Here is a 24,156-nt window from a genome sequence, read left to right on the forward strand (position 1 = left end):
TGATAGATGCTATCTAGACTCTATTTTTAAGATTTATCCTCCTTTTTAAAATGTTCGGTATGTCCTCAGGGTTCTCGACAACAACGATGTCGCATCCAGCGCCCCTATACCTCTCCACGGTAGCGCTCTCCGTGCCGCGTGGAACCACGAGGATCACCCTCAGCCCTTTTTCAACGAGCCAGCGTGCAACGAGCCATGGCTCCGTGTCTGGGACAGTCTGCTTCAGGTCGCTGAACACGAGTATCGTCTTCGAATCCGCCCTCGAGGCTAGCTCGCCGGCGCGCCTCAGTGCCTCCGATATATTAGTGTACCCCTTGAAGCCCTCCGTGTATAGTTTCTCCAGGAAGCGGGCGAGCACCAGGCTGGTTTTCTTAAAGGGGGATCTATATACATGGGGTTTCTCACTGAATAAGACTATGTGCGACACCACTGGGAACACAGCGGCAATGGATAGCATAGACCACACTGCGAACCTAGCCATGCTACCGCTGACATCCACCACCCCTATAACGCGTTGAACCCTCTCCCGCCTCTTGAACACGGCCTCGTTATCCAGGCGCACCCACTTATACAGGGTGCCCCTGACCTCGAGCCTCCCCCTTACACTGGTCTTCCTACGCCTCCACGTGAACCCTCTCCCACCCCTCATATAGTTGAGCAGCCTCATCCCTATGGCTATCGCGCGTTTAACCACAGCTGGATCCAGCCCGCCGCTCCTAGAGTACTCCTCACCCAGCTTCACCGACAGCAACTCCAGTGCATCGAAGCCTGCCTCCCTACCGAGGAGGAAGAGCATCTTCTTCTCGTCACCGTTGAGAATGCTCTCGAGCAGGGGTCTATGCCTGGGCTCAAGGGCTCCGGCATCGATTCTCTCAGCAATGTGTACTGCATACGCCTGGAAGGATGGATCACGTGTCAGGAGGTACTCTAGGTAGCTTCCTATGGCTTGCCCAAGCATCACTCTGGAGGCTAGCTCCCTGTCAACGCTGCCCAGGCTCCTCAGCTCGGCTAGTGAAATAGGGTTTAAATGCTTGAAGAAGCCGGGGTCCCTTATCCTGCGCCTGAGGCTCCTTAGAACCTCCCATCTCTCCCTGAGGGGCAGTCTCTCTATCTCCCCAGCTAGCTCCCCCTCCCTTCCCTTCACGTAGTCCTCAACCGAGTCGATGAATGGAAGCAGGTGGGGTGGCACAGTGGTCTTCAAGCCCTTAAGGGCCTTAGCTATGACTCCTTCAAGCCTCCGCGCCTCCTCCGGTGAGGGAACCCAGCCCTTCGCAATACGCCTCCTCACCTCGCTGGCTAGTCTTTCATCAACCCTCTGGTCGAAGCCATGGTACCTTTCAGCCAGGGTGATTAAATCCCCTAGCCCGGCGTTCCCCAGTAGCTCCTCCGTGATCACCTTGCTCCAGAGGCTGCTCGGCACCTCGGCCAGGAAGCGCCCTATGTCGCCGAGCCCTAGCTCTCTCTCCGAGCCGGCAGGATGCCTTGACAGCTCCCTTCTATCCACTATCAGGGAGCCGTTTGGATGCCTTCTAAGGATCCCTGTCTTCCTCATCCATATATATGTTAGAATACCCCTCCTCGAAGACGACTCCGTGAGCAGGCTCCTGGACGTAGTGTAACGCGTCTTAGCCAGCCTCCTCCAGACCCCCTCATCTATCTGAAACAATTCTGCTGCAGGGGGTGGAGGCGTCCGTGCAGCCCTGGTTAAACCAAGGGATTCAACGAGCTCGCCGTCGAGGCTGTCCGCTACATTCCTCCCGGCGAGCAGGGCGATCGCTAGCCTCATCTTAGCGTAGAGTACTAGCTTGTCGACCCCGGCACACCTGAACTCGGCTAGCCTGGCCCCCAGGGCTTCCAGCTCCCTTCTAACACCCTCATCCACGAGCCTCCTTAACTCCTCAACGCTTACCGAGTAGTTCATCCACCAGCTCCTCGTCCTCAGGGTTCTTGTAGAGGACCGCCCTGCCGGCCTCACGGAGGTCGTCTTCATCAGCCTTCTCCTTGCCCTTGATATCTGAGAGCAGTGCTGTGAGCGTCAGCCATGTAACCGTGTCAGAGACTCCTGGCTTGTAAACGGCTTTCTCCCTGAGGGCACCGACCACCTCTATAGCCTTGAACACCAGGTTGTCGCTGAGCCTCCTGGCGAGGTCCCCTAGCTTCAGCTCCAGTATCTCGTATTCCTCCTGGGTGGACGGGTAGTGGAACTCCACTCTGACGACTCTCCTCAGGAAGGCGTCGCTTAACTCTCCTTGAGCTATGTCAAGGGGGTTACTGGTGAAGACCACTTGGAACCCGGCTCCCCTCTGCCTATACACTTTCTTCAACTCAGGTATTATTATCCTCCTCTTATCGATCACGTCTAAGAGGAGGTTCTGGAACTCCTCACTACTCCTCCTGATCTCGTCGACGAGCACCCCGGTCTCCATTATTAAGCCGGCTAACAGGGGACGGGGGATGAAGCTCTCCTCGTTGAAACCCTTAGCCATAGCCATAGCTGGGTGGAAATCCCCTATCACCCTGTACTCATCGTAGTTCTCGCTGCAGGGTAGTATGAAGGGCTTCTTACCGCTCCACAGGTAGAGGATGGCTTCACCTATCTCGGTCTTACCTGTGCCAGGGGGTCCCTCGTAGAGGACAGGCCTGTTGTTTATGAAGGCTGACACAGTTATGTAGACTACGTGTGGCTTAACCAGTAGCTTGAACTCCCTCCTCAACGCGTCGATAATGGCCTCAGGGTCCCTAACCGGTTGCCTAGACTCAACTACCTGCCCATATATCTCGTATACCTTTCTCACAACTGGGTCATCTACTCCTGTAAGCATGGTTTCAAACCCTTACTGGTTGAGCCGGTAAAGAGGGCTCTACTTCAAGAGGAATGTGTTAGGGATTAATAATGGTGTTATGGAGGGGTGCTAACCCTTCCTTCTACCAGTCCTCCTGGCTGCAATATGGCCGACCTTCCTGCCCGGCGGCGTGTTACGGGCAACCGTGGAGGGTCTGCCGACATGCTGGTGGCTGCCGCCACCATGCGGGTGGAAAGCCGCGTTCATCGCTACACCCCTAACCTTCGGCCATACATGGCTTTTAGCACTCCACTTATAGTATGAGGCGCCGGCTTTAAGCAGGGGTTTCTCCAGCCTGCCCCCGCCACCTATAACACCGATCATCGCCCTAGCGTTGTCAGGCACCTCTATTATCTTACCGCTCGGTAGCTGAACCTGCGTCTTACCGCCCGACCTACCGACTATGATGGCGTATGTACCGCTTGCACGGACAAACTTGCCTCCGTCGCCAGGCCTCTTCTCAATATTGGCCACCTGCGTGCCCTCGGGGATCATGCCTATGGGAAGTATGTTGCCGTTTACAGGCTTAGCCTCCGGGCCTATTTCAACGACCTGACCCACATACATGCCTTCAACAGCGGGCACGTAGAAGACCAGCCCGTTCTCAAGCCTCATCTCGGCTAAAGGCACCCATCTACCGGGGTCGTGCACCAGGTCTTCGACGACAGCCTTGTAGGTCTTAGATGGATCCAGCAACGGGTATCTGGCTGGAGCCACATGTATGTGATCCGGTGTCTTGAACACTGGGGATGCCTTACCCCTTCTCTGCGGGATTATCCTCTTACCCATACACCACCACCTAGACGAGCCCTAGTTGTGAAGCAATATCACTCGCCTTGAACTCAGGGGCCAGCTTCACATAGGCCTTCTTCTCGCCCCTAGCCGTGATAAGCGTCCTAACCTCTTCAACCTTAACATTGAAGAGTTCTTCGACAGCCCTCTTAACCTCGGTCTTCGATGCATCGATGTCAACTATGAAGGTCAACGTGTTCTGCTTGTCTATTAGTGAAAGGGCTTTCTCGCTCTGCACCGGCCTAATTATAACCTTGTAGAGTCTATTGGTATCCGTGCTCATAGAGGCCTCACCCTGTACTTCGACGCTACCTCTTCAAGCGCCCTCCTCGATATAACCATGAGTCTCCCGGGGACGCCTCCCGGGGCAAGGTGGAGTACGCTGAGGTTGCCCGGCGTGGAGACGTCGACGCCTGGCAGGTTCCTCACGGCCCTGGCTAGCGGTGACTCATAGCTCGACAGCACGAAGAGTATGCTGCGTGGCTCAACATAAGCCCTCCCCCTCATCTTGCCTCTGCCAGCCCTTATACCCGTGCCCTCCCTGCTCCTCTCAACATCGCTCCAGAGGCCGATTTTCTCAAGGTACTCCCTGGCCTGCGAGGCCTTCGATATAGCTGATTCAACATCATCGGACACTACTACTGGAAGCCTCTCGACACTGAAGACATGGCCCCTCCGCCTCACCATGTCGACCCTTGAAGTGGCGGCGAGCGCTGAAACAATAGCCATCACCCTCTCCTTCCTATTCACCTCTTCACGTATCCTCTCCCAGGGCGTAGGCGGGAAAGCCGCATGCCCTTTACGGGTGCTCACCACGAACCTAGCTGTGCCATTGGGTAGCCTGGGCACCCTCGCTATCCCGTAGCCAACCCCCCAGTACTTCGCAGTGGTTCTTTTGCCTGCAAGGGGATCCCTTCCCTTAGGCTGCAGCATACCTGTGAAAGCCGAGTGAAACGCTCTCCGCACAAGGTCTACTCGGATGGGGACGTTGAATACCTCGGGTAACTCTACTTCGCCAATAACGTTGCCGTCGACACCGTACACGTTTACCTTGAGCTTCTCCTTCACAGCCAACGGGGTAATTATCTCGAGAGCCATATCCACCACCTACACCCCCTGCTTGCTTTCAAGGCTGAGGTAAACTATCCTGGGGCCGGAGAGAGGAAGCCACTCCAAGTGCGGTCTCACCGGGTGTCTCAGTATAAGCATCCTCTTAGCTGGGCCGAACACCGTCCCCTTGAGCATCAAGTAGGGGCCGTAGACGAGGCCGTAGTGCAGGAAGCCGCCTTCAACCGTTGCCTCAAGACCATTCAACCCTATCCTCAATATCCTCTTATTGTACTCTGTCCTCCTGTGGAAGCCCATTTGACCAGCCTGAGGCGGCTCACTCATGGTTCCGAAGCCAGGGCTCCTTGCACCTATCTTCCTACTCCCCTTCCTGTGCTTATGCCACCTAGGCAGCTCCTTAACCCCGAACCTCTTCACCACTCCCTGGAAGCCCTTGCCCTTGGTTACCCCTATCACGTCTATGAACTGCCCCTCCATGAATACGTCGGCTGCCTTCACATAGCCTCCTAGGATCGACTCACCGTACCTCAATCTTTCATCGATGCTGCCGCCGCCTATTTTGAGCTCAACGATCTCAGGCTTCTTCTTACCGATGCCTGAGAACACGGGTATCGTTGACGCTATTACCCTTACATCAGCCACCTCACCGCTGAACACTTCCTTAACCTCTTTCTCACCGCTCTCAGCAATGAATTTGAAGCCGTATTCACCGCTTGGATCAGGCTTCACTAATCCATGGTTAAGCCTCCTCAACCCGTAGAGATACTTCCTGACAACATCCCTCCCATTCATGTTGAACAACGGGTTGCCAGCGTAGAGCTCCTCGTAAGCCTTCAACACAGCGTCAACCGGGCTCCTCCACGCCTCCCCCTTAGCCTTCAAGTAGCCGTCTTCGCCGACAACATAGGTTCTCACACCGAGAACCACTATGGGCGGCGCATCCAGTATCGTGACAGGGGTGAACACCTCCTTACCGCTCACAGGGGTGTTCGGCCTATCCTCCACTACCACGGCGTGAGTCATACCGGCCTTGTACACTGGGAACCCGAGTAACACTGGCTTAGCCGCTATGCCCCGGGAAGCCGCCTCACTCCCCAGTCTCTCAACCACTATGTCGAACCATGATTTCTCAGGCCACCTCCTTACCCGTGGAGTCAGCTCCTCAGCCCTCTTCCGTGGCCTCACACCGAGGCTGCCGTGTCTTGGCGCATGCAGCTTCCTGTGACCCATCCCTAAACACCTTCAACGCTTCTATACATAAACAGGTTTTAAAAGCATAGTGTTGAATAGTTGTTCCCAGCCTATATATTTTCAACCCGTCTCAACCAGTAATTCACGAGTCCAAGCGTCGCTAAAACCGCTTCCTCAGTCCTAATGGAGACAACCCTCTGCCCCGGTATAGTGTTCCAGACGACGTCAACGTAGTCGAGGAGGTTGAAGCCCTCGGCCTCAGAGATCTCGAAGAGGCCCCGTCTAGGGCCGCCGAAGAATAAGGCAATCCTTCCCGCTCTTCCCAATGATTCAAGCTCCCTCTGGGCCGGCGGAGCCCCCGCCTTATCCGTCGCCACCTTGAAGACATCTCCTTCTACACTTGTCAAGGCCTCCATTAGAGACTCCTTGAATGAAAGGGAGGGACCCATATAGTACTCCACGTCAAGGCACTCCACCAGCCTTCCATCCGTGTCAACCACCCTCACCTTCGTAAAGCCAGGCCTACACTCGTTTAATGGAGTATACTTCTCCTCATTGTCAAGGTACACTACGACCCCACCCCTCTCCCTCGCAGCGAAACCCACCCTTTCCTCACCTTTCACAGGCTTACCCTTGACATCGAAGTCGAGGAGCCTTATAGGTGGCAGCGCACCCACGTAGCGGAGCAGGGGGCTCCGCGGTACAAGCCTCCTCCTTAAGTAGGGGGGAGTGAAGAAGTATCTCCAATGCAGCTCTATGAGCTGCCTGTGCCCCATGTACTCCCCGTGCGGCGTCCCGTATTCACGGTAGAAGACTACCTCGCTGACCCCGAATATCGATGTCCACCGGGCTACCTGATGTATCCTAAGGGACTTCAGGAGCAGGGTTGACTCAACGGAAAGTATACTGGATGGTAGAACTATGCTTACCTGCATCAGTCAACCCGGGATCCTACCCTTTCCTCTGGCCACCCTGGGACTCCGCCTTCCTCTCCTTTATCATAAACAGGGTTGTCCTCTGACGCCCACCCATCGAGGCTCACCTAGATCCAGATAGATGGTTAAGCAAGGTTTATAACCATGAAGCCCTTGGCGGAGTATCCCACCCGCTATATAATAGGCTGGCCACACTTGATCCACCAATACAGGGATGTAAAGGGTGCAGCATAGTGGTGAGGATCTGGCCTAAGACGGTGAAAATATACTGGGACCCCTGGAGGGACATACCGGTTGTCAAACCAAGGCAGGAGGTAGACCTCTACTATGTCGTTAGGCTCAGTGAACCAGGGGACGCTAGGCCAGCCTTCCAGGGCGACATGGAGAAGCTGCGTAACGCAGTGATCTACGAGTACGGGGGCGATGAAGTATACAGACGCTTCTTCAGCAACCGCCTAGTATTGTTAAACAAGGTGCCACACTGGGATTTAATGCACGAGGTAGTCTCATCGGGAAACGTGCTGGGGCAACTATACTACGACCCCTTCAGGGAGAAATGGAGGTTCAGGTTAACCTACACCGGGGCATACCTGGCCGTTGAGGATGGATTAGTGGACAAGGTGGAGTTAAACGGGCCGATCTACACTGGTAGAGAGGTTAAGCCAGCGCCCAGCACCAGTATGAGGCAGGTCGTGGTAGCGGATAAGAAGGGGGTTTTAAAGGGGTTAGGCGAGGTGTACGGCGACAGCTTGATCATTGTTAAAACATTCCACGATAAGACTGCACCAGTGGAAACCAGCGGCAAGCCCACATCACTCAGCGACGCAGTGAAGTACAATGAGGAGGGATTAGAGGCCCTGGCTGAGAAATCCATCTCGTTCCTCAGGAGGCTTAGGAGGAAGCACCCTCTCCCCGTATCCGTCTCCTACTCGGGGGGCAAGGACAGCCTTGTAGCACTCGACCTAGCGTACAAGGCGTACGGAGAGCTTGAAATGGTGTTCAATGACACAGGCCTCGAGCTACCTGAAACCATTAGAAACGTCCACGAGGTATCCGAGAGATACGGGGTGAAACTACACGTTGCATCAGCCGGAGACATCTTCTGGAGGGCGGTCAATGTCTTCGGGCCCCCGGGGAAAGACTACAGGTGGTGCTGCAAGGTCGCCAAGCTGGTCCCGATAGCCAGGCTCACCAGGGCTCTATGGCCTAATGGAGCCTTAAACATCGTGGGGCAGAGAGCATTCGAGTCCCTGGACAGGGCTAAGAGCCCGAAGACATGGAGAAATAAGTGGATACCGCACCTTCTATCGACATCACCCATCCAGGATTGGAGTCAGCTCGAGTGCTGGCTCTACATATTCAGGCATAATCTACCATATAATAAGTTATATGAGAAAGGCTTCGACAGGCTCGGATGCTTCCTATGCCCCTCAAGCGCCCTAGCAGAGTTCAAAGACGTGGAGGCAGAGTACCCGGAGCTATGGGGCAGGTGGGCCAGCGTACTGGAGGAGTGGCGGAGGAAGCTGAATCAGCCAGGTGAATGGGTGAAACTGGGGTTATGGAGGTGGCTTACACCGGCGTCAGCGAAGAGAAGGATAGCCAAGCATGTTGAAAACTACGTTGTGGATTGGAGAAGCGAGTACAAGCATAGACTCCTCGGGAGCAGCGTGAACCTAGCCCCGCTTGAAGTAGTGGAGGCTGGCGGCGAACTAAGGGTCTCATTCAACAGGGAGATCCTGACCCCCACTGTGAAGAAAGTAGTCGAGGAGAACATGAGGGGACTCGGATACAGTGTCACAGATGAAGGCAGCGGGCTCACCGTCTCCTCGGAGAACACCACCATAAAGATCTCGGGTAACACCCTAACCGTCAAGCCGTTTACAAGCAGTGAAAACCTAGAGGACCTAGTAGACCTCCTCAAGGTAACCTACAGGTCATACGGGTGCGTCAAGTGCGGTAGCTGCATACTCTGGACGCCCCCAGGTAGCGCGATGCTCACAGCCAACGGCCCCATCCCCCTGAAACACCTCGACGGGGAAGCCAGGAGATTCTACCTAGAAGCATGCCCCATAAGCGACCAGCTCGTTGAGAAAACCCTCATACCGCTCATAGTAGGCAGCCCCAAGGCGTTTAAACGGAAAACAAGGAGGAGAATCACCACGCATAGCGGAACCACTGCAACACCCGGGGAAGGAGACACCCATAAGCCTCCACACCCGCCACGGGGAACCAGCTCAGAGCACTAAGAGGCAACCCTTATTGAGCAACCATCCTCATGCGTGGTTGCCCGTGCCCATTAGCACGGGCTTTCCCCTTCCGATACCTCATCTATTCTCAGTACTTCACCGGGGGCTGCGTCGACGGACACCACTGGGCCCGCCCCACGGGGAACGATGCGGGAGAGCCCCTCCCATTCACCGCCGCGCTCCCGGCGTCTTCCAGCAGCTAAACCAGCTTAAAACCTTCACTCAGTGAACAGTCTTTAACCCAGGTGGGAAAACACGGTGTTACCAGTAGTGTGAGACGCGCCTCTGATGCCCCGTGGACATTTAGGGTTGAAACCCGTGGCCGTGGGCAGACGTGTCTTCGAGGAGTCGCCTAGAGTGGTGTGGGCTATCCGCGTTTATCAATATACTTCTTTACCCTCAGGAAGGCTTTCTCCCTCTCATATATCTCGGCGATCAGGTTCCCTCCTCTTGACGCGTTGTTAAGTATCCTGATGGCCTCACTCGTGCCCACCCCTCTACCAGCGAAGGCTAGGAGGGCTTGATCCCCGAACCTGTAGAGTAGTACTGCTCTCTTAGCAAGATCCTCCTTTACATGTCGCTCCACGCCTTTCAATACACCGCCGCTCCTCAATTTATCCACGATGCCCTTCTCCTCTAATGCATCCCCCTTCACAATGCTGAGTGACGCCAGGCCGCAACGGGGACACGAGTATTTACCTAGCTCGATGAGCTCCCTCACCTTGCCGTGCTTCATGTAGCCGCAGTTAATGCATATGAGTGTTAACTCTCTTTCAAGCAGTCTCTCCATGTACTGGGATAAGTCGACTGTTAACATGTCGCGTTTAACAGGTAGCTCAACGTATCCAAGTAGCTCCATGTGGTTTCCCGCTAACCCTTTATAGGTTCTCACGTGGACAGCTATCTCACCCCTTGCAAGCAGTGAGGCTAGGCGGAGCGCTGACTCCAAGTCGTAGTCTTTAACGGTTACCTCCTTGAAGGCTTCATCACCTATCACCGTGTCCGCCAGTGCCTCCAACATTGGTTTCGTCACCTTGGTCTCACCAGGGGATATGGCGCCGAACCTCTGAGCCACCTGGTAGATCCTCCAGTAGAATGCCCGGCTACCCCTAACAACATCCCTGAGGAAGGCTTCATCACCTATATACTTGTATAGCTCCACTAGGCATGTCTTCACAGCCCTTAAGAGCTCCGCTGGGTAGACATATCCCTTAACCCTCACGATGACCACGTACGGGGAGGAGTAGGCTTCGAAGTCGACCAGGGGGAACTCCCGTTTAAGCACATGCTCCAACACGTCTCTAAGCAGGCTGTTCACCTTACTACCCCAGTTGACGTTTATGAACACTGTTCTCACGTCCTCCACGTAGTCAACGTGTACTTCACTCCCCCCGCTGAGCTCCCTGAGTGAATCCCATTGCAACCCGGCCTGGGCCTCTAGCAGCCTTGCTAAGCCTGGTGGGAGCCCCCCGGTTCTCTTAACATAGTCTATTGTCTCCCCAACCCTTAGTGCCACAGTGGCCTCCACCGGTATGTTCTCTCCCTCCCAGTGCGGTATAATGGCTTCACTACTGTCTACTACCGCTTTCTCAACGTAGAGCCTGCCTTCGTCTTCATCGAAGGATATTATTCTCCACGTGTCCCCGGCTAGGACTATGATGTCACCGGGCCTGAGCTCCAGCACCACGTACTCCTCGTTAAGGGACCCTATCTTCCTGCCCGAGGAGACCTCTGTAACCACTATGTCCCTTGTGGATGGAATCATCGATGTCTTATAGATGTAGAGCCTGGTTTTCCTGGTGGGCTTCAGGAAGCCGTTCTCCTCCCTGATGACGCGTGTGTAAGACATGTACTCTACGAGCTTCTCGTACTCACCGGTCTCCAGGTTCCTGTAAAGGGGGTGCTCCCTCAGCTTATTGAAGAGGCCTGCCTTATCCACCCCCGATGGGTTCAGGAGGGTTGTGAGCGCGACAGCGTAGGCAAGCACGTCTAAGGGTTTCGGGATCACATCCTCCCTTTCAACCCTGCCCTTCAACGCTTCATCAACCAGGACCAGTGACTCCAGGACGTGCAGCAGGTTACCGGTGCTCAACACTGCTCCACGACTAACTCCTTCAAGCCTGTGGCCGCTTCTCCCCACGCGCTGTATGAGGCGTGAGACCCGTCTAGGTGAAAGATATTGAACCACGAAGTCAACGTGCCCTATGTCTATGCCGAGCTCCATGCTCGATGTAGCCACCAATATGTTTACATTACCCTTCTTGAACCCTGCCTCCACCTCCTCCCTGTGGCTACGGGAGAGGCTCCCATGGTGTACTGCGATAACCACGCTCCTCCCCTGCTTCCCGGCAAGGGTCTTTAAAAGTGAGCCAAGGATCTCGGCGAGAGACCTTGTATTCGTGAAGACGAGCACCGCCCTGTAGGCCTCGCCAGCCCTCAGGATGTAAAGCAGCCTTGACTCGAGACGTTCATCACCCAGCAGGGTGTCGGAGACGTTGCCACCGGGCACCACTACCTTAACCTCCATTCTCTTAACCTGCTCACCCCTCACTACTTCAACGCCTCCACTACTCTCCAGTAGCCCGGCGAGCCCATGGGGGTCGGAGACTGTTGCTGAGAGAGCTATCTTCAATGGTTTGAAGCCATGGTACTTCTCCAGTAAGTGTAGCACCGTGAATAATAGGAGCCCCCGTTTACTCTCAACCATTTCATGGAACTCATCTATAATCAAGTATCTTGCATTGAGCACTGAGGGAAGCAGTTTCTCGTTTACCAGTATATACATGAAGGATTCAGGCGTAGTGATAAGCACGTCCGGGGGATGCACCGCTAGCTCCCTGCGTGCAGCATCAGGCGTGTCTCCATGCCTCACGGCGACTCTCAGCCCGAAGCATGACGCTATCCTCTTGATCCTCGACTCTATATCCCTGTTCAACGCTCTCAGCGGGGTGATGTATATGGCTGAAATAGGCTTCAATCCATCCACTATAATCCTGTAGAATACTGGGAACACTGCGGCCTCGGTTTTACCGCTACCGGTGGGAGCCGTCACCAGGACCGACTTATTCTCGTATGCAACCTTCCTGAACACCTCTTTCTGCAGAGCTGTGAAGTCCCCGTATCCTAGTTCCCTAATGCATTCAACAATACTGCTCATATCTGCCTCTACCCGCCTCGGGAATCAAGCCCGCCTACACGTCGCCCTCCCTGAGTAATCCAAACCATATACGGGTTTTACTCTATGCTTCTTTCACCCGAATTAATCTTTCTCATCCTGCAGCCCGGAACCCTTGCCTTGGCATGTTTAAAATATCTCAACCCCATAGTTTGGGAGAGGTGTAGATCATGCTCCTCAGCGATGAAGAGGAATTCACGGGGGAAGAAGTGCTGGAGGAAGAGGAAGAATACGAGGAGGAGGGTAAGGAGATACGGATAGAGCAGTTGAAGCTCCTAATAGATGTAACCAAGCTCTGGCGCAGAGTACTCCAGGGGGAGGCAAGCATAGATGAGTTAAGCAAGGCGGTGACACCTGTAGCCAGGGGGACAGGTGAGGCCGCTGTCAAGAAGCCCGTCGAGGGGAGGGCACGGGGGAAGAAGGGGAACAGGAGGAAGAAGGGGAAGAGCAGGAAGAAGAGTAAGAAGAGTGGGAGAAGCAGGAGGAAAACCGGGAAAGCGAAGAGCGGCTAGAACCCCTGCTCCTCCACATGCACCTCGTCGAACCCTATTCTTTTAAGTGCTGAAACCAGGTCGTCTACTCTCACCCTTCTATCGAACACTATCTCCACCATCCCCCTATCCCCCTCGGTGAACAATCTAAGCCTGTGGACTACGACCATCCCCCTCAGGGCGTCGCCTGGATCCTTGGGTACATTAATGTATTCCTCGAACCTCCTCCTTGAATACCTGAGGTACTCGTCGAAGCTTCTCACTATTCTGATAGCCTCCTCCAGGTCCCTTGTAGCTCTGGTTGATGCGAGCTCGCTAAGCAACCTTAACGCGTCCCCCCTGCTCAACGTGAGCCTGGGGCTCCTGGCTAAATCTATCAGGATGCGCACCATCCAGATCCCCGTATAGATGCCGTGAGCATTAACCCTTCGTGAGATATCATCTCATCCTAATGTTTAATATCTTTCCACGTGATCAGGCTTGAATAGGGGTGCGTGGATTGACCATTTACTGGGAGAGATGCAGTGTATGCGGCTACCATAGCCCGGTGAAGCAGTGCACGTTGTTCCCGGATCTCATGGTTGACGCAAAATGCTGCCTGCTCTGCCCGAAGAGAGGCGTCTGCCCGAAGCCGGCTTGGCGGTTCGAGGGCCTCGTGGAGAGAGGGGTCGTGAGCCCTGATGAACGCAGGAAGCTGCTTGTAGAGTTGCTCGAGAGGCTTGAGGAGAAACAGGGGGTGCCTGGTAGGAGGCCTAGCCGACCCTAGGTACAACCCAGTATATTAGTTGGCCCCCGCCGATTAACTCGTACTCTATCTTAGCCGGCTTATCAGTGTCGAATGAAACAGTAACCTGCTTCGAAGCAGACACGGGTTTAACCGTTGCAGAGAGGAGGTCCACGCTATAGGAGGCACGGGCCTTGTCAACCGTTGCATACACGTATAGGAGAGGAGAGCCCTCGCTGAACACGCCTACATACTCCTTCTGCTGCTCAGACGAGTACACTGTTAGCTTACCGTCCTCAAAACTCAGCACAACCTCCTCCCCAATGGATTTCGCATCCCCCACTATCCCCCTGTAGTCCTCTGACAGCATTTTGACGACCACGCCGAGCTCCAGGTTTAACTCTGGCACAGGCTCAGGTGTCTTCGGAAGCACCTCGACCTGGAATACTCTCTCAACCCCTGTCTTCCTATCCCTGAAAACAGCTTCGAGCACGCCGTGCTCCCTGTCAAGCTTCATCTCTAACACGTCGTTCCTGCCTCCCCTCCTCATCACCCTGTTTAAATCCGTTGATGCAACCATGAATGACTCCTCTCCCTCCGCCTCGAACTCCTCGAAAGCCGTCGCAGGTATACGCACTATTGTGAGCATCGATTTATCGGGGCTTAGAACCTTGACCTCAACGGCTTCAGGGGTCACATAGATAGGGGCTTCATCCGTTACCTTTGCTATGGCCTGAGTAATGTACTTCATCTTGGATGCATTAGGGTAGACTACTCTAAACTTCGGCAACCCACCCACCTTAACCAATTGTAGTTTATGCCGCTACAGGAGTTAAATACCTGACTCCCCCGTCTAACCTCCTCCCCGCCCTAAAGGGCGAGGCTTCCAGTTGTAAGCGTGTTTATTAGCCTCCAGATATGTATCGTATGAACTGGTATATAGGTGTATGTGGAATGCTATATGAAATACTGTTCTTCGGGAGAGGCGGGCAGGGCGCTGTAACAGCCGCCAACATACTCGTGGAGGCTGCAATGATGGAGGGAAAGCATGGTCAAGGCTTCCCCTTCTTCGGCGCGGAGAGGAGGGGAGCCCCTGTGACAGCGTTCGCACGGATCAGCGATAAACCCATCCTGAGGCACGGCATGTTCAGCGAGGCCGACATCATAGTTGTGCTAGACCCAGGACTACTGGATCTAGGCGTGGTTAAGAGAGGAGTGCTCAGGGAGAATGGTGTAGTAGTGGTTAACACTGAGAAAGACCACATACCTCCCGGTAGCCTGAACCACCGTGGCAGGGCAAGGATCTACAGGGTAGATGCCACAAGGATAGCGAGGGAGCTGGGGCTGGTTATAGCTGGATGGCCCGTTGTGAACACAAGCATGCTGGGGGCCCTTGCCAAGGCAACCGGGCTCATAGGTGTTGAAAGCGTTGAGAAGGCCATCGGGGATTACTTCGGGGGGAAAGCAGGCGAATTAAACAAGCTGGCTGCTGAACGTGCTTACGGGGAGACAAAGCTGGTTCTCGAGGTGTAACGATATGGGTGTACGCGTGATCCAGCCTAAGGTAGGCGTGCTACCGTTAACGAGGCCGGGTGAAGGAGTAGCAGGTAAAACAGGCTCCTGGAGAACCGAGAAGCCGGTTGTGGATCAAGGGAGATGCACCAGGTGCTATCAATGCGAGATATACTGCCCTGTCAACGTGATAAGGGTGGAGCCCGAGACAGGTGCGGTAATAGACTACGAGTACTGTAAGGGCTGCGGGGTGTGCGCGGACGTGTGCCCCGTGAATGCGATAAGCCTCGTTGAAGAGGTGAGGTGAATGGGGGTTAGGAAAGCTCTCACAGGCAACTACGCTATATCCTACGCTGTGAAGCTGGCTAAGCCGGATGTGATAGCCGCCTACCCTATAACACCCCAGACAAGCATAGTTGAAAAACTCTCAGAGATGATTGAGAGCGGTGAACTCGACGCCACGATGATAAGGGTTGAATCAGAGCACTCCGCCCTAGCAGCATGCTTCGGTGCCGCGATAGCGGGTGCACGGGTCTTCACAGCGACGAGTAGCCAGGGACTACTATACATGCATGAAATAGTGCACTGGGCGTCTAGAACAAGGACCCCGATGGTTATGGCAATAGTATCCAGGACCATTAACGCCCCGTGGAACATATGGCCGGACCACAGCGACTTCATGGATCAACGGGACGCCGGGTGGGTGATGAGCTACGCTATGGATAACCAGGAGGCATTAGACCTCACAATCCAGGCATTCAAGATCAGTGAAGACCCCTCAGTATACCTGCCTGTAATGGTAGGTATCGAGGGATTCATACTGGGCCACACCACGATGCCCGTCGACATACCCGAGGAGCATGCTGTCAGAGAATGGCTTGGCCCCCGTACACAGGGCTACGTGATAGATGGAGACAGCCCCATAGCACTTGGAGGCCTCACAATGCCCGAGGACACCGAGGACATGTTCTACGGTATACAGGAAGCCATGAACGAGGCGAAGAAGGTTATCAGGGAGGTGAACGAGGAGTACAACAAGCTCTTCGGGCGCAGGTACAGCGGCCTAGTAGAGTGCGTTGGATGCAGCGACGCCAAGTACGTGGCTGTCTCAATGGGGGCGTGGAGCGGTGACCTGATAGAGGCAGTAGAGAAGCTGAGGAGCGAGGGATACCCTGTTGGCGCAGTCAGGATAAGATACTACCGGCCCTTCCCCGTGGAGGATATATGGGAGGTTGCTAGAGGCGTGAAGGGGATACTAGTGTACGATAGATCCATAAGCTTCGGCTCCTACGGCCCCATCTACACGGATCTCGTTGGCGGACTGGCAACATACACACGTACCCTACCATACGTCTCCAACATAGTGGCCGGGATAGCCGGCGTAAACATCACGGTCGACGACTTCTACAAGCTTACACGGGAATTCATAGAGGTCGTCGAGAACGGGGGGCAACCCCCGGGATTCAGATGGGTCAGGGTGAGGAGGTGAAGGAGGATGTCGGCCAGCAGACCTAAGCCACCCATACCCTACAGGATGAGGGACGTGGTTCTCCCAGGGGACGCTGCGTGCCCCGGTTGCCCGATACCCATGGCGTGGAAGGTTCTCTCAGCAGTGTTCGGCGACAAGATGATACTGATTATACCGGCATGCTGCTCCTCCGTCGTAGTTGGAACATACCCGTTCCACTCCTTGAAGACGAGCATAGTGCACGTCCCCTTCGCATCAGCCGCAGCCGTGGCCTCCGGGGTGGCTGAGGCCCTTGAACGCCGCGGCATACGCGACGTCCAGGTGATCGCGTGGGCCGGTGACGGCGGGACAGCTGACATAGGTATGGCCAGCCTCAGCGGTGCAGCGGAGAGGAACAATAACATAATATACATAATGTATGATAACGAAGCCTACATGAACACGGGTATACAGAGAAGCTCTTCAACACCCCTAGGCGCGTGGACGACTACGACGCCCATCAAGGGGAAGACTGAGGCTAAGAAGGATGTAGCGAAGATAATGATAGCGCATGGAGTACCCTACGTGGCCACCGCCAGCGTAGCATACCCCCATGACTTCTACAATAAGCTGCAGAAGGCCAGGGGGATCAAGGGCTTCAGATTCATACATCTCCACGCACCATGCCCGATAGGCTGGAGATTCGATCCAAAGTACACGGTGAGAATCGCCAGGCTCGCCGTTGAAACAGGGCTATGGATACTCTACGAGTACCATGACGGTAAGTTAACGCTGTCCAGCCCGAGCAGGGCATACATTGACCCAGGGAAACGGAAGCCTGTGGAGGAATACTTGAAGCTGCAGGGCAGGTTCAAGAACATCAGTAGGGAGCAGGTGGAGGAGATATTGAGGCATGTTGAGATGAACTGGGAGTGGGTTAAGAGACACATGTGATTTTTCCCGAGGCCTCATCAAGGCGGCGCAACCTTGGATAAAACTATCACGGCCACCGTGAATGCAACCATTAACGCCACCAGTACATGGGGCTTCAGCTTCACGCCTACATCGCTCTCCTCATAATACCTGACCAACCCGGCCGCCGAGAACATGCCAGGGGTGTCCCTTCTACGCCTCCCCTTCTTACTCATGGAACCACCTGCACGAGGTAGATTAATACTCCTAGCCTTTTATATGTTTACGTGTTTAAAGGTGGCTGCCAATGGATATCAGGGAGGCCCAGGAGCATATCAAGCGGCTCTACTATGAGAGGGATAGTGCTAGAGGCGTGTTCGCAACGTTCACATGGTTCGCCGAGGAGGTTGGAGAGCTCGCCGAGGCATTGCTCCACATGGATCGAGGAATGCTTGAAGAGGAGTTAGCCGATGTATTCGCATGGTTGCTCAGCATAGCTAACCTTGTCAACGTGGATTTAGAGGAGGCGTTCAAGAAGAAGTATCCCGGCCACGGTAGCTTTTAACGGCCTTTACTACCTCAACCCCTTTCACGGGGTCCCTCTCCATGACTGTGCCTGTAACTATTATGTCTGCCCCGGCCTTCAACAACTCCACCACTGCTTCAGGCGACCTGATACCGCCGCCGACCATTGTTATGAGCCCCGTATTCCTCTTAATCACCTGTGGAAACACCGGTGGAATAGGGCTCGGCGCCCCGCTCCCAGCCTCCAGGTATAGTAGTTTAAACCCCATCATCTCGGCTGCAAGCCCGTAGGCTAGGGCTAGCTCTGGCTTCGAGTAGGGTATAGGGTATACTCTCCCCACGTGCCCCACAGCTGTATCCATGTTGAACACTATGTATCCTGTTGGAATGGTTTCAAGACCATACTTCCTTATCAATGGTGCAGCCAACACCTGCACCTGCATCAAGTAGTATGGTTCAAGAGTATTCATCAACACCATGAATAAGACTGCATCCGCCCGAGGGGTCAGGCAGTTTATGTTACCGGGGAATATCACTACTGGTAGGCCTGTTTTCTTCAATGTATCAGCAACAATCCCGGCTTCCTCAGGGGTTACACTAGTGCTCCCACCTATAAGGAAGAGATCGGACCCGGCGCTCGCCGCTAGATCCGCGAGCTCCTCAAGCTTATCTAGGTTGCCCGCTTTATCCGGGTCGACCAGTGTGAAGTGTAGTTTCTCCCCTTGTGAAAGCTTGTCAACTATGTACCTGTATACACGGTTCTTCATTCACTCTTCACCGGCCTCCTCCATACCCTCCAGCTCCTCCGATACCTCCTCGGCCAGCTCCTCTAGCCCCGCCGCCTCCTTGAACTCCACTTTCACCTTGCCCTCCTCGAATAAGTCTATGAACTTATTGTATACGTCGACAGCCTGATATATTGAGGGTACATTACCGTACTCGTAGTAGAGCCCGCACCTGCTGCACGAGACTATGGCTTTCCTACCGGACTCCCCCTTAGCGAACACTACTGACAGCGTGTTGGAGCCGCAGTTAGGGCACTGGAACAGCGTTGGAATCTTGACGGCCTTCTTAATAATCTTCCTCTTCTTCCTTCTCCTAGCCATACTGCTCACCGATTAATCTAACCAATAAGCTCTCAGTATTTATATAGCATCCTGTGAAGGGTTTTCGAAAACCCCTTGAAAAGAGCCTCCCTGACCACGGCGACAGCCTCCTCGGATCCCAATCTAACCTCCCTGTACTTGCCGAGCCTACGGGCGACCTCGAGCCCCAGGAGGTGCTTGCAATACGGGGTTTCACCACGCGACACAACCCTGATAGCGAAATCCATGCAGCTACAGTAGGTGCCAGGTATAGCCACATAGTCCCTCTCGGGACCCGTGTACACCCATATTTCTCCACCATTCACCACGAGCCTGACGAACCTGTATGAGTAGACGAGGGAGAGCACTTCCCTAGCATTCCTCCCCTCAAGAGTGAGGGCTGAGGAGTCTGTTGAAAGCCTTGAACGGGTTTCACGTAGATCCATTATCCACCTACTCCGGTTGCCTGGGATCCGGGTTGAACCAGTTTCACTCAGTGTAGTGGGCCCGCGGGGATTTGAACCCCGGGTCACGGGGAGTTCCGCCTCTTCAGCGGCTCGAGGTCCCGAACCCCGCATCCTAGTCCAGGCTAGACGACGGGCCCCTGTTGATGAAAATAGTTTGAGGAAAGGGTATTTAACTATTGATGCACATGTGGATTCAGCGATCTTCTTCACCGGCCTCCCATAATTCTTTCAAGGCTCTCCCTGAACGGCGGGTATACTACGCCCTTCTCCGTTATTATGGCTGTAACGAGATCTGGGTCGGTGATGTCGAACGCGTAGTTTAAAGCATCGGCTTCCTCGAGCGTTATAGGCCTGCCTAGCACGTGCTTCACTTCCCAGGGGTTCCTCTCCTCTATCACTACATCGTTGACTGTGCTCGAGAGGTCTATGGTGCTCGTAGGGGCTGCAACATAGAAGGGGACACCGTGCCTCTTAGCGGCCAGAGCTATCATGTACGTGCCTATCTTGTTCACAACATACCCTTCCCTGGTCACCCTGTCCGCACCCACGATCACAGCGTTGACCAAGCCCTTCCTGATAACGTATCCAGCCATGTTATCCGTGATCAATGTTACCGGGATGCCCTCCTTAACCAGCTCCCACACTGTTAGCCTAGCGCCCTGAAGCATTGGACGGGTCTCAGTGGCTATCACCCTTATCCTCTTACCCTTATACCATGCAACCCTCATCACTGCCTCAGCAGTCCCGAATGCAGAGGTAGCTAGGGCCCCTGCGTTACAGTGCGTCAGTATCGTGGCCCCGTCGGGTATCAGCTCCGCGCCGTGTTCACCTATCATTATATTGGACTCCACGTCCTCCCACATCACCTCGAGCGCCTCCTCAAGGATCCTCCTGGAGAGAACCGGGGGCTCCACTCCGCCTGCCACACCCTCCTCAAGCACCCTTCTCAACCTCTTCAAGGCGTAGAACAAGTTGTATGCTGTGGGGCGCGTCCTCCACAAGGTGTCTATGGCCTCCTCAACCCTCTCCTTGAAGTCCCCTAGGGGGAGACCACTGATCCTGGTGGAGTAGGCTCCAACCGCTAGTGCAGCCGCAACCCCTATGGCTGGGGCCCCACGTATCTCCATGTCGACTATAGCCTTGGCGACTCTCCCCGGGTCATCGCTGCAGTAAACCTCCTCCTGGAAGGGGAGTTTAAGAGTGTTTATCCAGCACACCTTCTTGGAGTCCTCGTCGAACCATACAGCCCTGATCTTGAGCGGGTACCGTAGATCCCTCTTCAACACTACACCACCCATGGTTAGCTCACGGCATCAACCCTAATTATAAGCCGTTAACCCGATATTAACGCTACCGGGTGACCGGTGACCGGGTTGAACGGGGAGAGCGGTTTAAGAATACTCTTCGATCCATCGACCTGCAGGGCTTCCACGAGTGATCCGAGAGCCGTGGGCATCCTCGAGGAGAAGTGGTTTGGGAGGAGGAGCCGTGGAGACCTCGTATTAGACCTAGTCGAAGTAGCATACTTGATCCTCGAGAAAAAAGCCGTCGTGGAGACGGCAACCGGAGTCGTCCTCTCAAGCCTGGAGGAGCTTATGCGGGAGGCATACGGGTGCTTCAAGGACTTCTTCTGGCCACAGCTACTGGTCTACAAGGATCTAAGGGATAGGGGTAGGAGGGTTAGGGTGGTGGATCAAGGCAGGTTCCTCGTTAAAGACAAGTCAGGCGGTCTCAGACTAGTCTACGTCCTAGAGGAGAAGAAGCTCATCAGCATAGATAGCATCGTGAAGGAAGCTGAGAACGCGAGGGATAATAGCCTGCAACTAGTTCTAGCCATAGTGAGCCTGCAGGGCGATATAACGTATTACGAGGCAGGCGAGGTGGCACTGGGGTGAGGCATCTGTGAGCGAGGAAGACATACTCAACCCGCCGAGAGGTATGAGGGACATAGTTGGCGTGGAAGCCGAGCTACACGAGTACCTTGCCGACGTCTTCAGGGAGACGGCGAGGAGACACGGCTTCAAGCCCATTATAACGCCAACCGTTGAATACTTCAAGCTCTTCGAGATGAAGAGCGGTGAGGAGATAAAGAGATCAATGTACGTGTTCCAGGATAAAGCCGGTAGAACCCTGGCTTTAAGACCCGAGGTGACGGCAAGCGTTGTCAGAGCATACTTGAAGGAGATGCGGGCTCTGCCTAAACCGGTTAGACTATACTATGTCGCACAGTGCTTCAGGTACGAGGAGCCACAGAAAGCAAGGTACAGGGAGTTCTGGCAGGGCGGGCTAGAGGTCATAGGGGACCCCGATATAAATGCCGATGCATCCGTGGCTTTCGCCGCCAGCAGCTTCCTCGAGGCCGTCGGCGTTAAACACTACTATGTGGTAGGCAATGTCTCAACATACAGGGTCCTCATGGATAAGATGGGTGTACCCGGGGAGACACAGGACCTCATCCTCCACTTAATAGACAAGGACAGGGTCGGCGATGCACTCAAGGTACTAGGCGGCGTCGTCACCGGGGGTCACGTAGAGTTGTTTAACAAGCTCCTTAACAGCGGGCTGGACGAAGCCCCCGGTATACTGAGAGAGTTCAGGCTCCTGGGGGAGGGGGAGCAGACCACCCTAGAGGCTGAGTTAGCGAGGACACGGGAGTTCATCGACCTCCTGAACCAGATGGGGTTCCACGCCGTCTACGAGCCAAGGCTGGTGAGGGGGCTCGCATATTATTCAGGGTTGATCTTCGAGTACAAGACTAGTGAAGGCCTCACCGTGAGCATAGGGGGTGGAGGCAGGTACGATGGGTTGACAAGGGTTTACGGCGGGGAATACGAGTATTCAACCGGCCTAGCACTAGGCCTCGACAGGATAGCACTCCTGCTCAGCCCGGAGAAGGCTGTCCCGAGGAGGAGCCTCATAGTGGTCTCCATCCTGGAAGGGGTCCCGCTTAAAGCAGGCTACGAGCTCGTGAAGAGAATTACCAGTGGAGGCCTAGCCGTTATCCCTTACAGGGCGCGCACCGTGTCCAAGGCCCTCGGCTTCGCCAACAAGCAGGGCGCCGACGCCGTTGTAATACTAGGTAGGAGAGAGCTTGAATCAGGGGTTGTCACGGTTAAAGACATGCATACAGGGATGCAGTCAACCATTGAAGCCGGTGACACGGATGCCTTAATCAAGCTCCTTGAGAAGCATGGGGGGCGGGGTTAACCCGGGGGCGCAGTCGCCGTCGACCCGTGTTTATTAACCCATATCCACTAACAATAGGGTTAGATACGTTGAAGGTGCATTTCTATGGCTAGGCCAAGCCTTGAGAAGATAAGCGATTACGAGTGGAGGATACCGAGGAGCTACAAGCCCTGCATGAAGACCGATGCCGTGGTCTTCGCTGACGAATACCTCCTTGAGAAGATGGAGGGCGACCTAACCCTCGAGCAGGCGGCTAACGTGGCATGCCTGCCGGGGATAAAACTGTACTCGTATGTCATGCCTGATGGACACCAGGGATACGGCTTCCCAATAGGTGGGGTAGCTGGGTTCGACGTTGAGGAGGGCGTGATAAGCCCCGGCGGCGTAGGCTACGATATCAACTGCGGTGTGAGAGTGTTGAGAACGGAGCTAGACGTCGACGACGTTAAACCGAGGCTCAAGGAGCTTGTCGACGCCTTGTTCAGGAATGTTCCAAGCGGCGTGGGCTCCACGGGCCACCTAAGGCTCGGGTTCAACGAGCTTGACGAGGTGTTGAACAGGGGTGTTGAATGGGCTGTGGAAGCCGGCTTCGGGTGGAAGAGGGATATTGAGCATATAGAGGAACGAGGGAGGATGAAGACCGCTGACGCAGGCAAGGTGAGCAAGGTGGCTAAGCAGAGGGGGCACGAGCAGCTCGGCACACTTGGGGCTGGGAACCACTTCCTCGAGATACAGGTCGTCGATGAAATATATGATCCAGAGGCAGCGAAAACAATGGGTATAACGAGGATCGGACAGGTGACATTAATGATACACACTGGTAGCAGGGGGCTGGGACACCAGGTTGCAAGCGACTACCTAATGGTGATGGAGAGAGCAATGAGGAAATACGGTATACAGGTACCCGACAGGGAGCTGGCTGCACTGCCCTTCCAGTCGCCTGAGGCACAAGACTACTTCAAGGCGATGTCGGCGGCAGCCAACTTCGCCTGGGCTAACAGGCAGATAATAACGCACTGGACGAGGGAGAGCTTCAAGCAGGTGTTCAAGAGGGATCCCGAGGAGCTAGGCATAGAAATAATATATGATATAGCACACAACATTGCGAAAATAGAGGAGCACACGGTGAACGGTGAAAAACACCGGGTGGTCGTCCACAGGAAAGGAGCTACAAGAGCCTTCCCACCAGGACACCCAGATATACCGGGCGACTACCAGTCCATAGGGCAACCAGTCCTCATACCGGGAAGCATGGGTACAGCCAGCTACATACTGCTCGGCACAGCCAACGGGGCTAGAACATGGTTCAGCGCACCCCACGGCGCCGGCAGGTGGCTCAGCCGTGGAGACGCCATCAGGTCTTACAGCCCTGAGAAAGTAGTCGACGAGCTAGGCAGGAAAGGCGTGGTCTTAAAGGCTGCGACAAGGAGGGTTATAAGCGAGGAGGCCCCGGGAGCATACAAGGATGTCGACAGAGTAGTAATGGTCGCACATAAAGTAGGGATAGCTAGACCCGTTGTCAGAATGCGGCCCATAGGCGTTGTTAAAGGATGACCC

The 24,156-nt window shown here is 54.7% G+C and carries 26 protein-coding genes and 1 tRNA gene; 11 read left to right on the forward strand and 16 right to left on the reverse strand.

The window, feature by feature from the left end; translation table 11 throughout:
* Positions 1-13 precede the first annotated feature (13 nt).
* The 7 genes from DESMU_RS05985 to DESMU_RS06015 form a co-directional block, all read right to left on the reverse strand.
* The gene (locus DESMU_RS05985; RefSeq protein WP_245526430.1) at positions 14-1,990 is read right to left on the reverse strand and encodes a VWA domain-containing protein; all 1,977 of its coding nucleotides are present in this window, start codon (positions 1,988-1,990) and stop codon (positions 14-16) included.
* Positions 1,899-2,822, reverse strand: a complete 924-nt coding sequence (locus DESMU_RS05990) for an AAA family ATPase (RefSeq protein ID WP_013562696.1) — start codon at positions 2,820-2,822, stop codon at positions 1,899-1,901. Before DESMU_RS05990 ends, DESMU_RS05985 begins: the two co-directional genes overlap by 92 nt.
* A 90-nt stretch (positions 2,823-2,912) precedes the next feature.
* Entirely contained in the window at positions 2,913-3,632 is a 720-nt protein-coding gene (locus DESMU_RS05995; protein ID WP_013562697.1) for a 50S ribosomal protein L2, read from the reverse strand.
* 10 nt (positions 3,633-3,642) lie between these two features.
* On the reverse strand, positions 3,643-3,918 hold the full coding sequence (locus DESMU_RS06000) for a 50S ribosomal protein L23 (RefSeq protein WP_013562698.1): 276 nt from the start codon (positions 3,916-3,918) through the stop codon (positions 3,643-3,645).
* Positions 3,915-4,733, reverse strand: coding sequence for a 50S ribosomal protein L4 (rpl4p, locus tag DESMU_RS06005; RefSeq protein WP_013562699.1), 819 nt, complete (start codon positions 4,731-4,733; stop codon positions 3,915-3,917). The genes DESMU_RS06000 and rpl4p overlap by 4 nt, the downstream gene beginning before the upstream one ends.
* Before the next feature lie 9 nt (positions 4,734-4,742).
* Positions 4,743-5,933 (reverse strand): 50S ribosomal protein L3, encoded by a 1,191-nt coding sequence (locus tag DESMU_RS06010; RefSeq protein ID WP_013562700.1) that lies wholly within the window; start codon positions 5,931-5,933, stop codon positions 4,743-4,745.
* A 71-nt stretch (positions 5,934-6,004) separates the two neighbouring features.
* On the reverse strand, positions 6,005-6,829 hold the full coding sequence (locus tag DESMU_RS06015; protein WP_013562701.1) for a putative RNA uridine N3 methyltransferase: 825 nt from the start codon (positions 6,827-6,829) through the stop codon (positions 6,005-6,007).
* A 233-nt stretch (positions 6,830-7,062) separates the two neighbouring features.
* On the opposite strand from DESMU_RS06015, the gene DESMU_RS06020 reads away from it, so the two are divergent.
* Complete coding sequence (locus tag DESMU_RS06020) at positions 7,063-9,075, forward strand: phosphoadenosine phosphosulfate reductase domain-containing protein (protein WP_013562702.1); 2,013 nt, start codon at positions 7,063-7,065, stop codon at positions 9,073-9,075.
* 367 nt (positions 9,076-9,442) lie between these two features.
* On the opposite strand, the gene DESMU_RS06025 is transcribed toward DESMU_RS06020, so the two are convergent.
* Positions 9,443-12,232 carry a DEAD/DEAH box helicase gene (locus DESMU_RS06025; RefSeq protein WP_013562703.1) on the reverse strand — a complete coding sequence of 930 codons (2,790 nt, stop codon included), beginning with the start codon at positions 12,230-12,232 and terminating at the stop codon, positions 9,443-9,445.
* A 188-nt stretch (positions 12,233-12,420) separates the two neighbouring features.
* On the opposite strand from DESMU_RS06025, the gene DESMU_RS06030 reads away from it, so the two are divergent.
* Positions 12,421-12,762, forward strand: coding sequence for a hypothetical protein (locus tag DESMU_RS06030; RefSeq protein ID WP_013562704.1), 342 nt, complete (start codon positions 12,421-12,423; stop codon positions 12,760-12,762).
* Here DESMU_RS06030 and DESMU_RS06035 read toward each other — a convergent pair.
* Positions 12,759-13,133, reverse strand: a complete 375-nt coding sequence (locus DESMU_RS06035; protein ID WP_013562705.1) for a hypothetical protein — start codon at positions 13,131-13,133, stop codon at positions 12,759-12,761. The genes DESMU_RS06030 and DESMU_RS06035 overlap by 4 nt on opposite strands.
* Positions 13,134-13,231: 98 nt before the next feature.
* Here DESMU_RS06035 and DESMU_RS06040 point away from each other — a divergent pair, with 98 nt between their 5' ends.
* Positions 13,232-13,507 (forward strand): hypothetical protein, encoded by a 276-nt coding sequence (locus DESMU_RS06040; RefSeq protein ID WP_245526431.1) that lies wholly within the window; start codon positions 13,232-13,234, stop codon positions 13,505-13,507.
* Here DESMU_RS06040 and DESMU_RS06045 read toward each other — a convergent pair.
* Complete coding sequence (locus tag DESMU_RS06045) at positions 13,494-14,264, reverse strand: DNA polymerase sliding clamp (protein WP_083799361.1); 771 nt, start codon at positions 14,262-14,264, stop codon at positions 13,494-13,496. The genes DESMU_RS06040 and DESMU_RS06045 overlap by 14 nt on opposite strands.
* A 155-nt stretch (positions 14,265-14,419) precedes the next feature.
* Between DESMU_RS06045 and DESMU_RS06050 the strand changes: the two genes are divergently transcribed.
* From DESMU_RS06050 to DESMU_RS06065, 4 genes are read left to right on the forward strand one after another with little or no spacing between them, the layout of a single operon-like run.
* Positions 14,420-14,998: a 2-oxoacid:acceptor oxidoreductase subunit gamma family protein gene (locus DESMU_RS06050; protein WP_013562708.1), complete on the forward strand. Its 579-nt coding sequence runs from the start codon at positions 14,420-14,422 to the stop codon at positions 14,996-14,998.
* Positions 14,999-15,002: 4 nt separating this feature from the next.
* The gene (locus tag DESMU_RS06055) at positions 15,003-15,284 is read left to right on the forward strand and encodes a 4Fe-4S binding protein (protein ID WP_013562709.1); all 282 of its coding nucleotides are present in this window, start codon (positions 15,003-15,005) and stop codon (positions 15,282-15,284) included.
* Positions 15,285-16,466: a pyruvate ferredoxin oxidoreductase gene (locus DESMU_RS06060; RefSeq protein ID WP_013562710.1), complete on the forward strand. Its 1,182-nt coding sequence runs from the start codon at positions 15,285-15,287 to the stop codon at positions 16,464-16,466. It begins immediately after the preceding gene.
* 6 nt (positions 16,467-16,472) lie between these two features.
* Positions 16,473-17,378 carry a 3-methyl-2-oxobutanoate dehydrogenase subunit beta gene (locus DESMU_RS06065; RefSeq protein WP_013562711.1) on the forward strand — a complete coding sequence of 302 codons (906 nt, stop codon included), beginning with the start codon at positions 16,473-16,475 and terminating at the stop codon, positions 17,376-17,378.
* Between the two features lie 17 nt (positions 17,379-17,395).
* Here DESMU_RS06065 and DESMU_RS07050 read toward each other — a convergent pair whose 3' ends face one another.
* Positions 17,396-17,572: a preprotein translocase subunit Sec61beta gene (locus DESMU_RS07050; RefSeq protein ID WP_013562712.1), complete on the reverse strand. Its 177-nt coding sequence runs from the start codon at positions 17,570-17,572 to the stop codon at positions 17,396-17,398.
* A gap of 71 nt (positions 17,573-17,643) precedes the next feature.
* Between DESMU_RS07050 and DESMU_RS06070 the strand changes: the two genes are divergently transcribed.
* Positions 17,644-17,901, forward strand: a complete 258-nt coding sequence (locus DESMU_RS06070) for a MazG nucleotide pyrophosphohydrolase domain-containing protein (protein ID WP_013562713.1) — start codon at positions 17,644-17,646, stop codon at positions 17,899-17,901.
* Here the strand turns inward: DESMU_RS06070 and DESMU_RS06075 are convergent.
* The 5 genes from DESMU_RS06075 to mtnA form a co-directional block, all read right to left on the reverse strand.
* The gene (locus DESMU_RS06075; RefSeq protein ID WP_013562714.1) at positions 17,867-18,628 is read right to left on the reverse strand and encodes a phosphoglycerol geranylgeranyltransferase; all 762 of its coding nucleotides are present in this window, start codon (positions 18,626-18,628) and stop codon (positions 17,867-17,869) included. The two genes, DESMU_RS06070 and DESMU_RS06075, sit on opposite strands and share 35 nt — an antisense overlap.
* Entirely contained in the window at positions 18,629-18,967 is a 339-nt protein-coding gene (locus DESMU_RS06080) for a hypothetical protein (RefSeq protein ID WP_013562715.1), read from the reverse strand.
* 32 nt (positions 18,968-18,999) lie between these two features.
* The gene (locus DESMU_RS06085) at positions 19,000-19,392 is read right to left on the reverse strand and encodes a metal-binding protein (protein WP_013562716.1); all 393 of its coding nucleotides are present in this window, start codon (positions 19,390-19,392) and stop codon (positions 19,000-19,002) included.
* Positions 19,393-19,448: 56 nt separating this feature from the next.
* A tRNA-Pro gene (locus DESMU_RS06090) sits at positions 19,449-19,550 on the reverse strand.
* Positions 19,551-19,619: 69 nt separating this feature from the next.
* Positions 19,620-20,711, reverse strand: a complete 1,092-nt coding sequence (gene mtnA / locus DESMU_RS06095) for an S-methyl-5-thioribose-1-phosphate isomerase (protein ID WP_048078753.1) — start codon at positions 20,709-20,711, stop codon at positions 19,620-19,622.
* Between the two features lie 66 nt (positions 20,712-20,777).
* Here mtnA and DESMU_RS06100 point away from each other — a divergent pair, with 66 nt between their 5' ends.
* The 3 genes from DESMU_RS06100 to DESMU_RS06110 all read left to right on the forward strand — a co-directional run bounded on the left by DESMU_RS06100 (position 20,778) and on the right by DESMU_RS06110 (position 24,153).
* Positions 20,778-21,308 (forward strand): endonuclease, encoded by a 531-nt coding sequence (locus DESMU_RS06100; protein ID WP_425358428.1) that lies wholly within the window; start codon positions 20,778-20,780, stop codon positions 21,306-21,308.
* Positions 21,309-21,315: 7 nt separating this feature from the next.
* On the forward strand, positions 21,316-22,620 hold the full coding sequence (gene hisS / locus DESMU_RS06105) for a histidine--tRNA ligase (RefSeq protein WP_013562719.1): 1,305 nt from the start codon (positions 21,316-21,318) through the stop codon (positions 22,618-22,620).
* 84 nt (positions 22,621-22,704) lie between these two features.
* On the forward strand, positions 22,705-24,153 hold the full coding sequence (locus DESMU_RS06110) for an RtcB family protein (RefSeq protein ID WP_013562720.1): 1,449 nt from the start codon (positions 22,705-22,707) through the stop codon (positions 24,151-24,153).
* Positions 24,154-24,156: the final 3 nt, after the last annotated feature.

The sequence above is a fragment of the Desulfurococcus mucosus DSM 2162 genome (assembly GCF_000186365.1).
Taxonomy (GTDB): domain Archaea; phylum Thermoproteota; class Thermoprotei_A; order Sulfolobales; family Desulfurococcaceae; genus Desulfurococcus; species Desulfurococcus mucosus.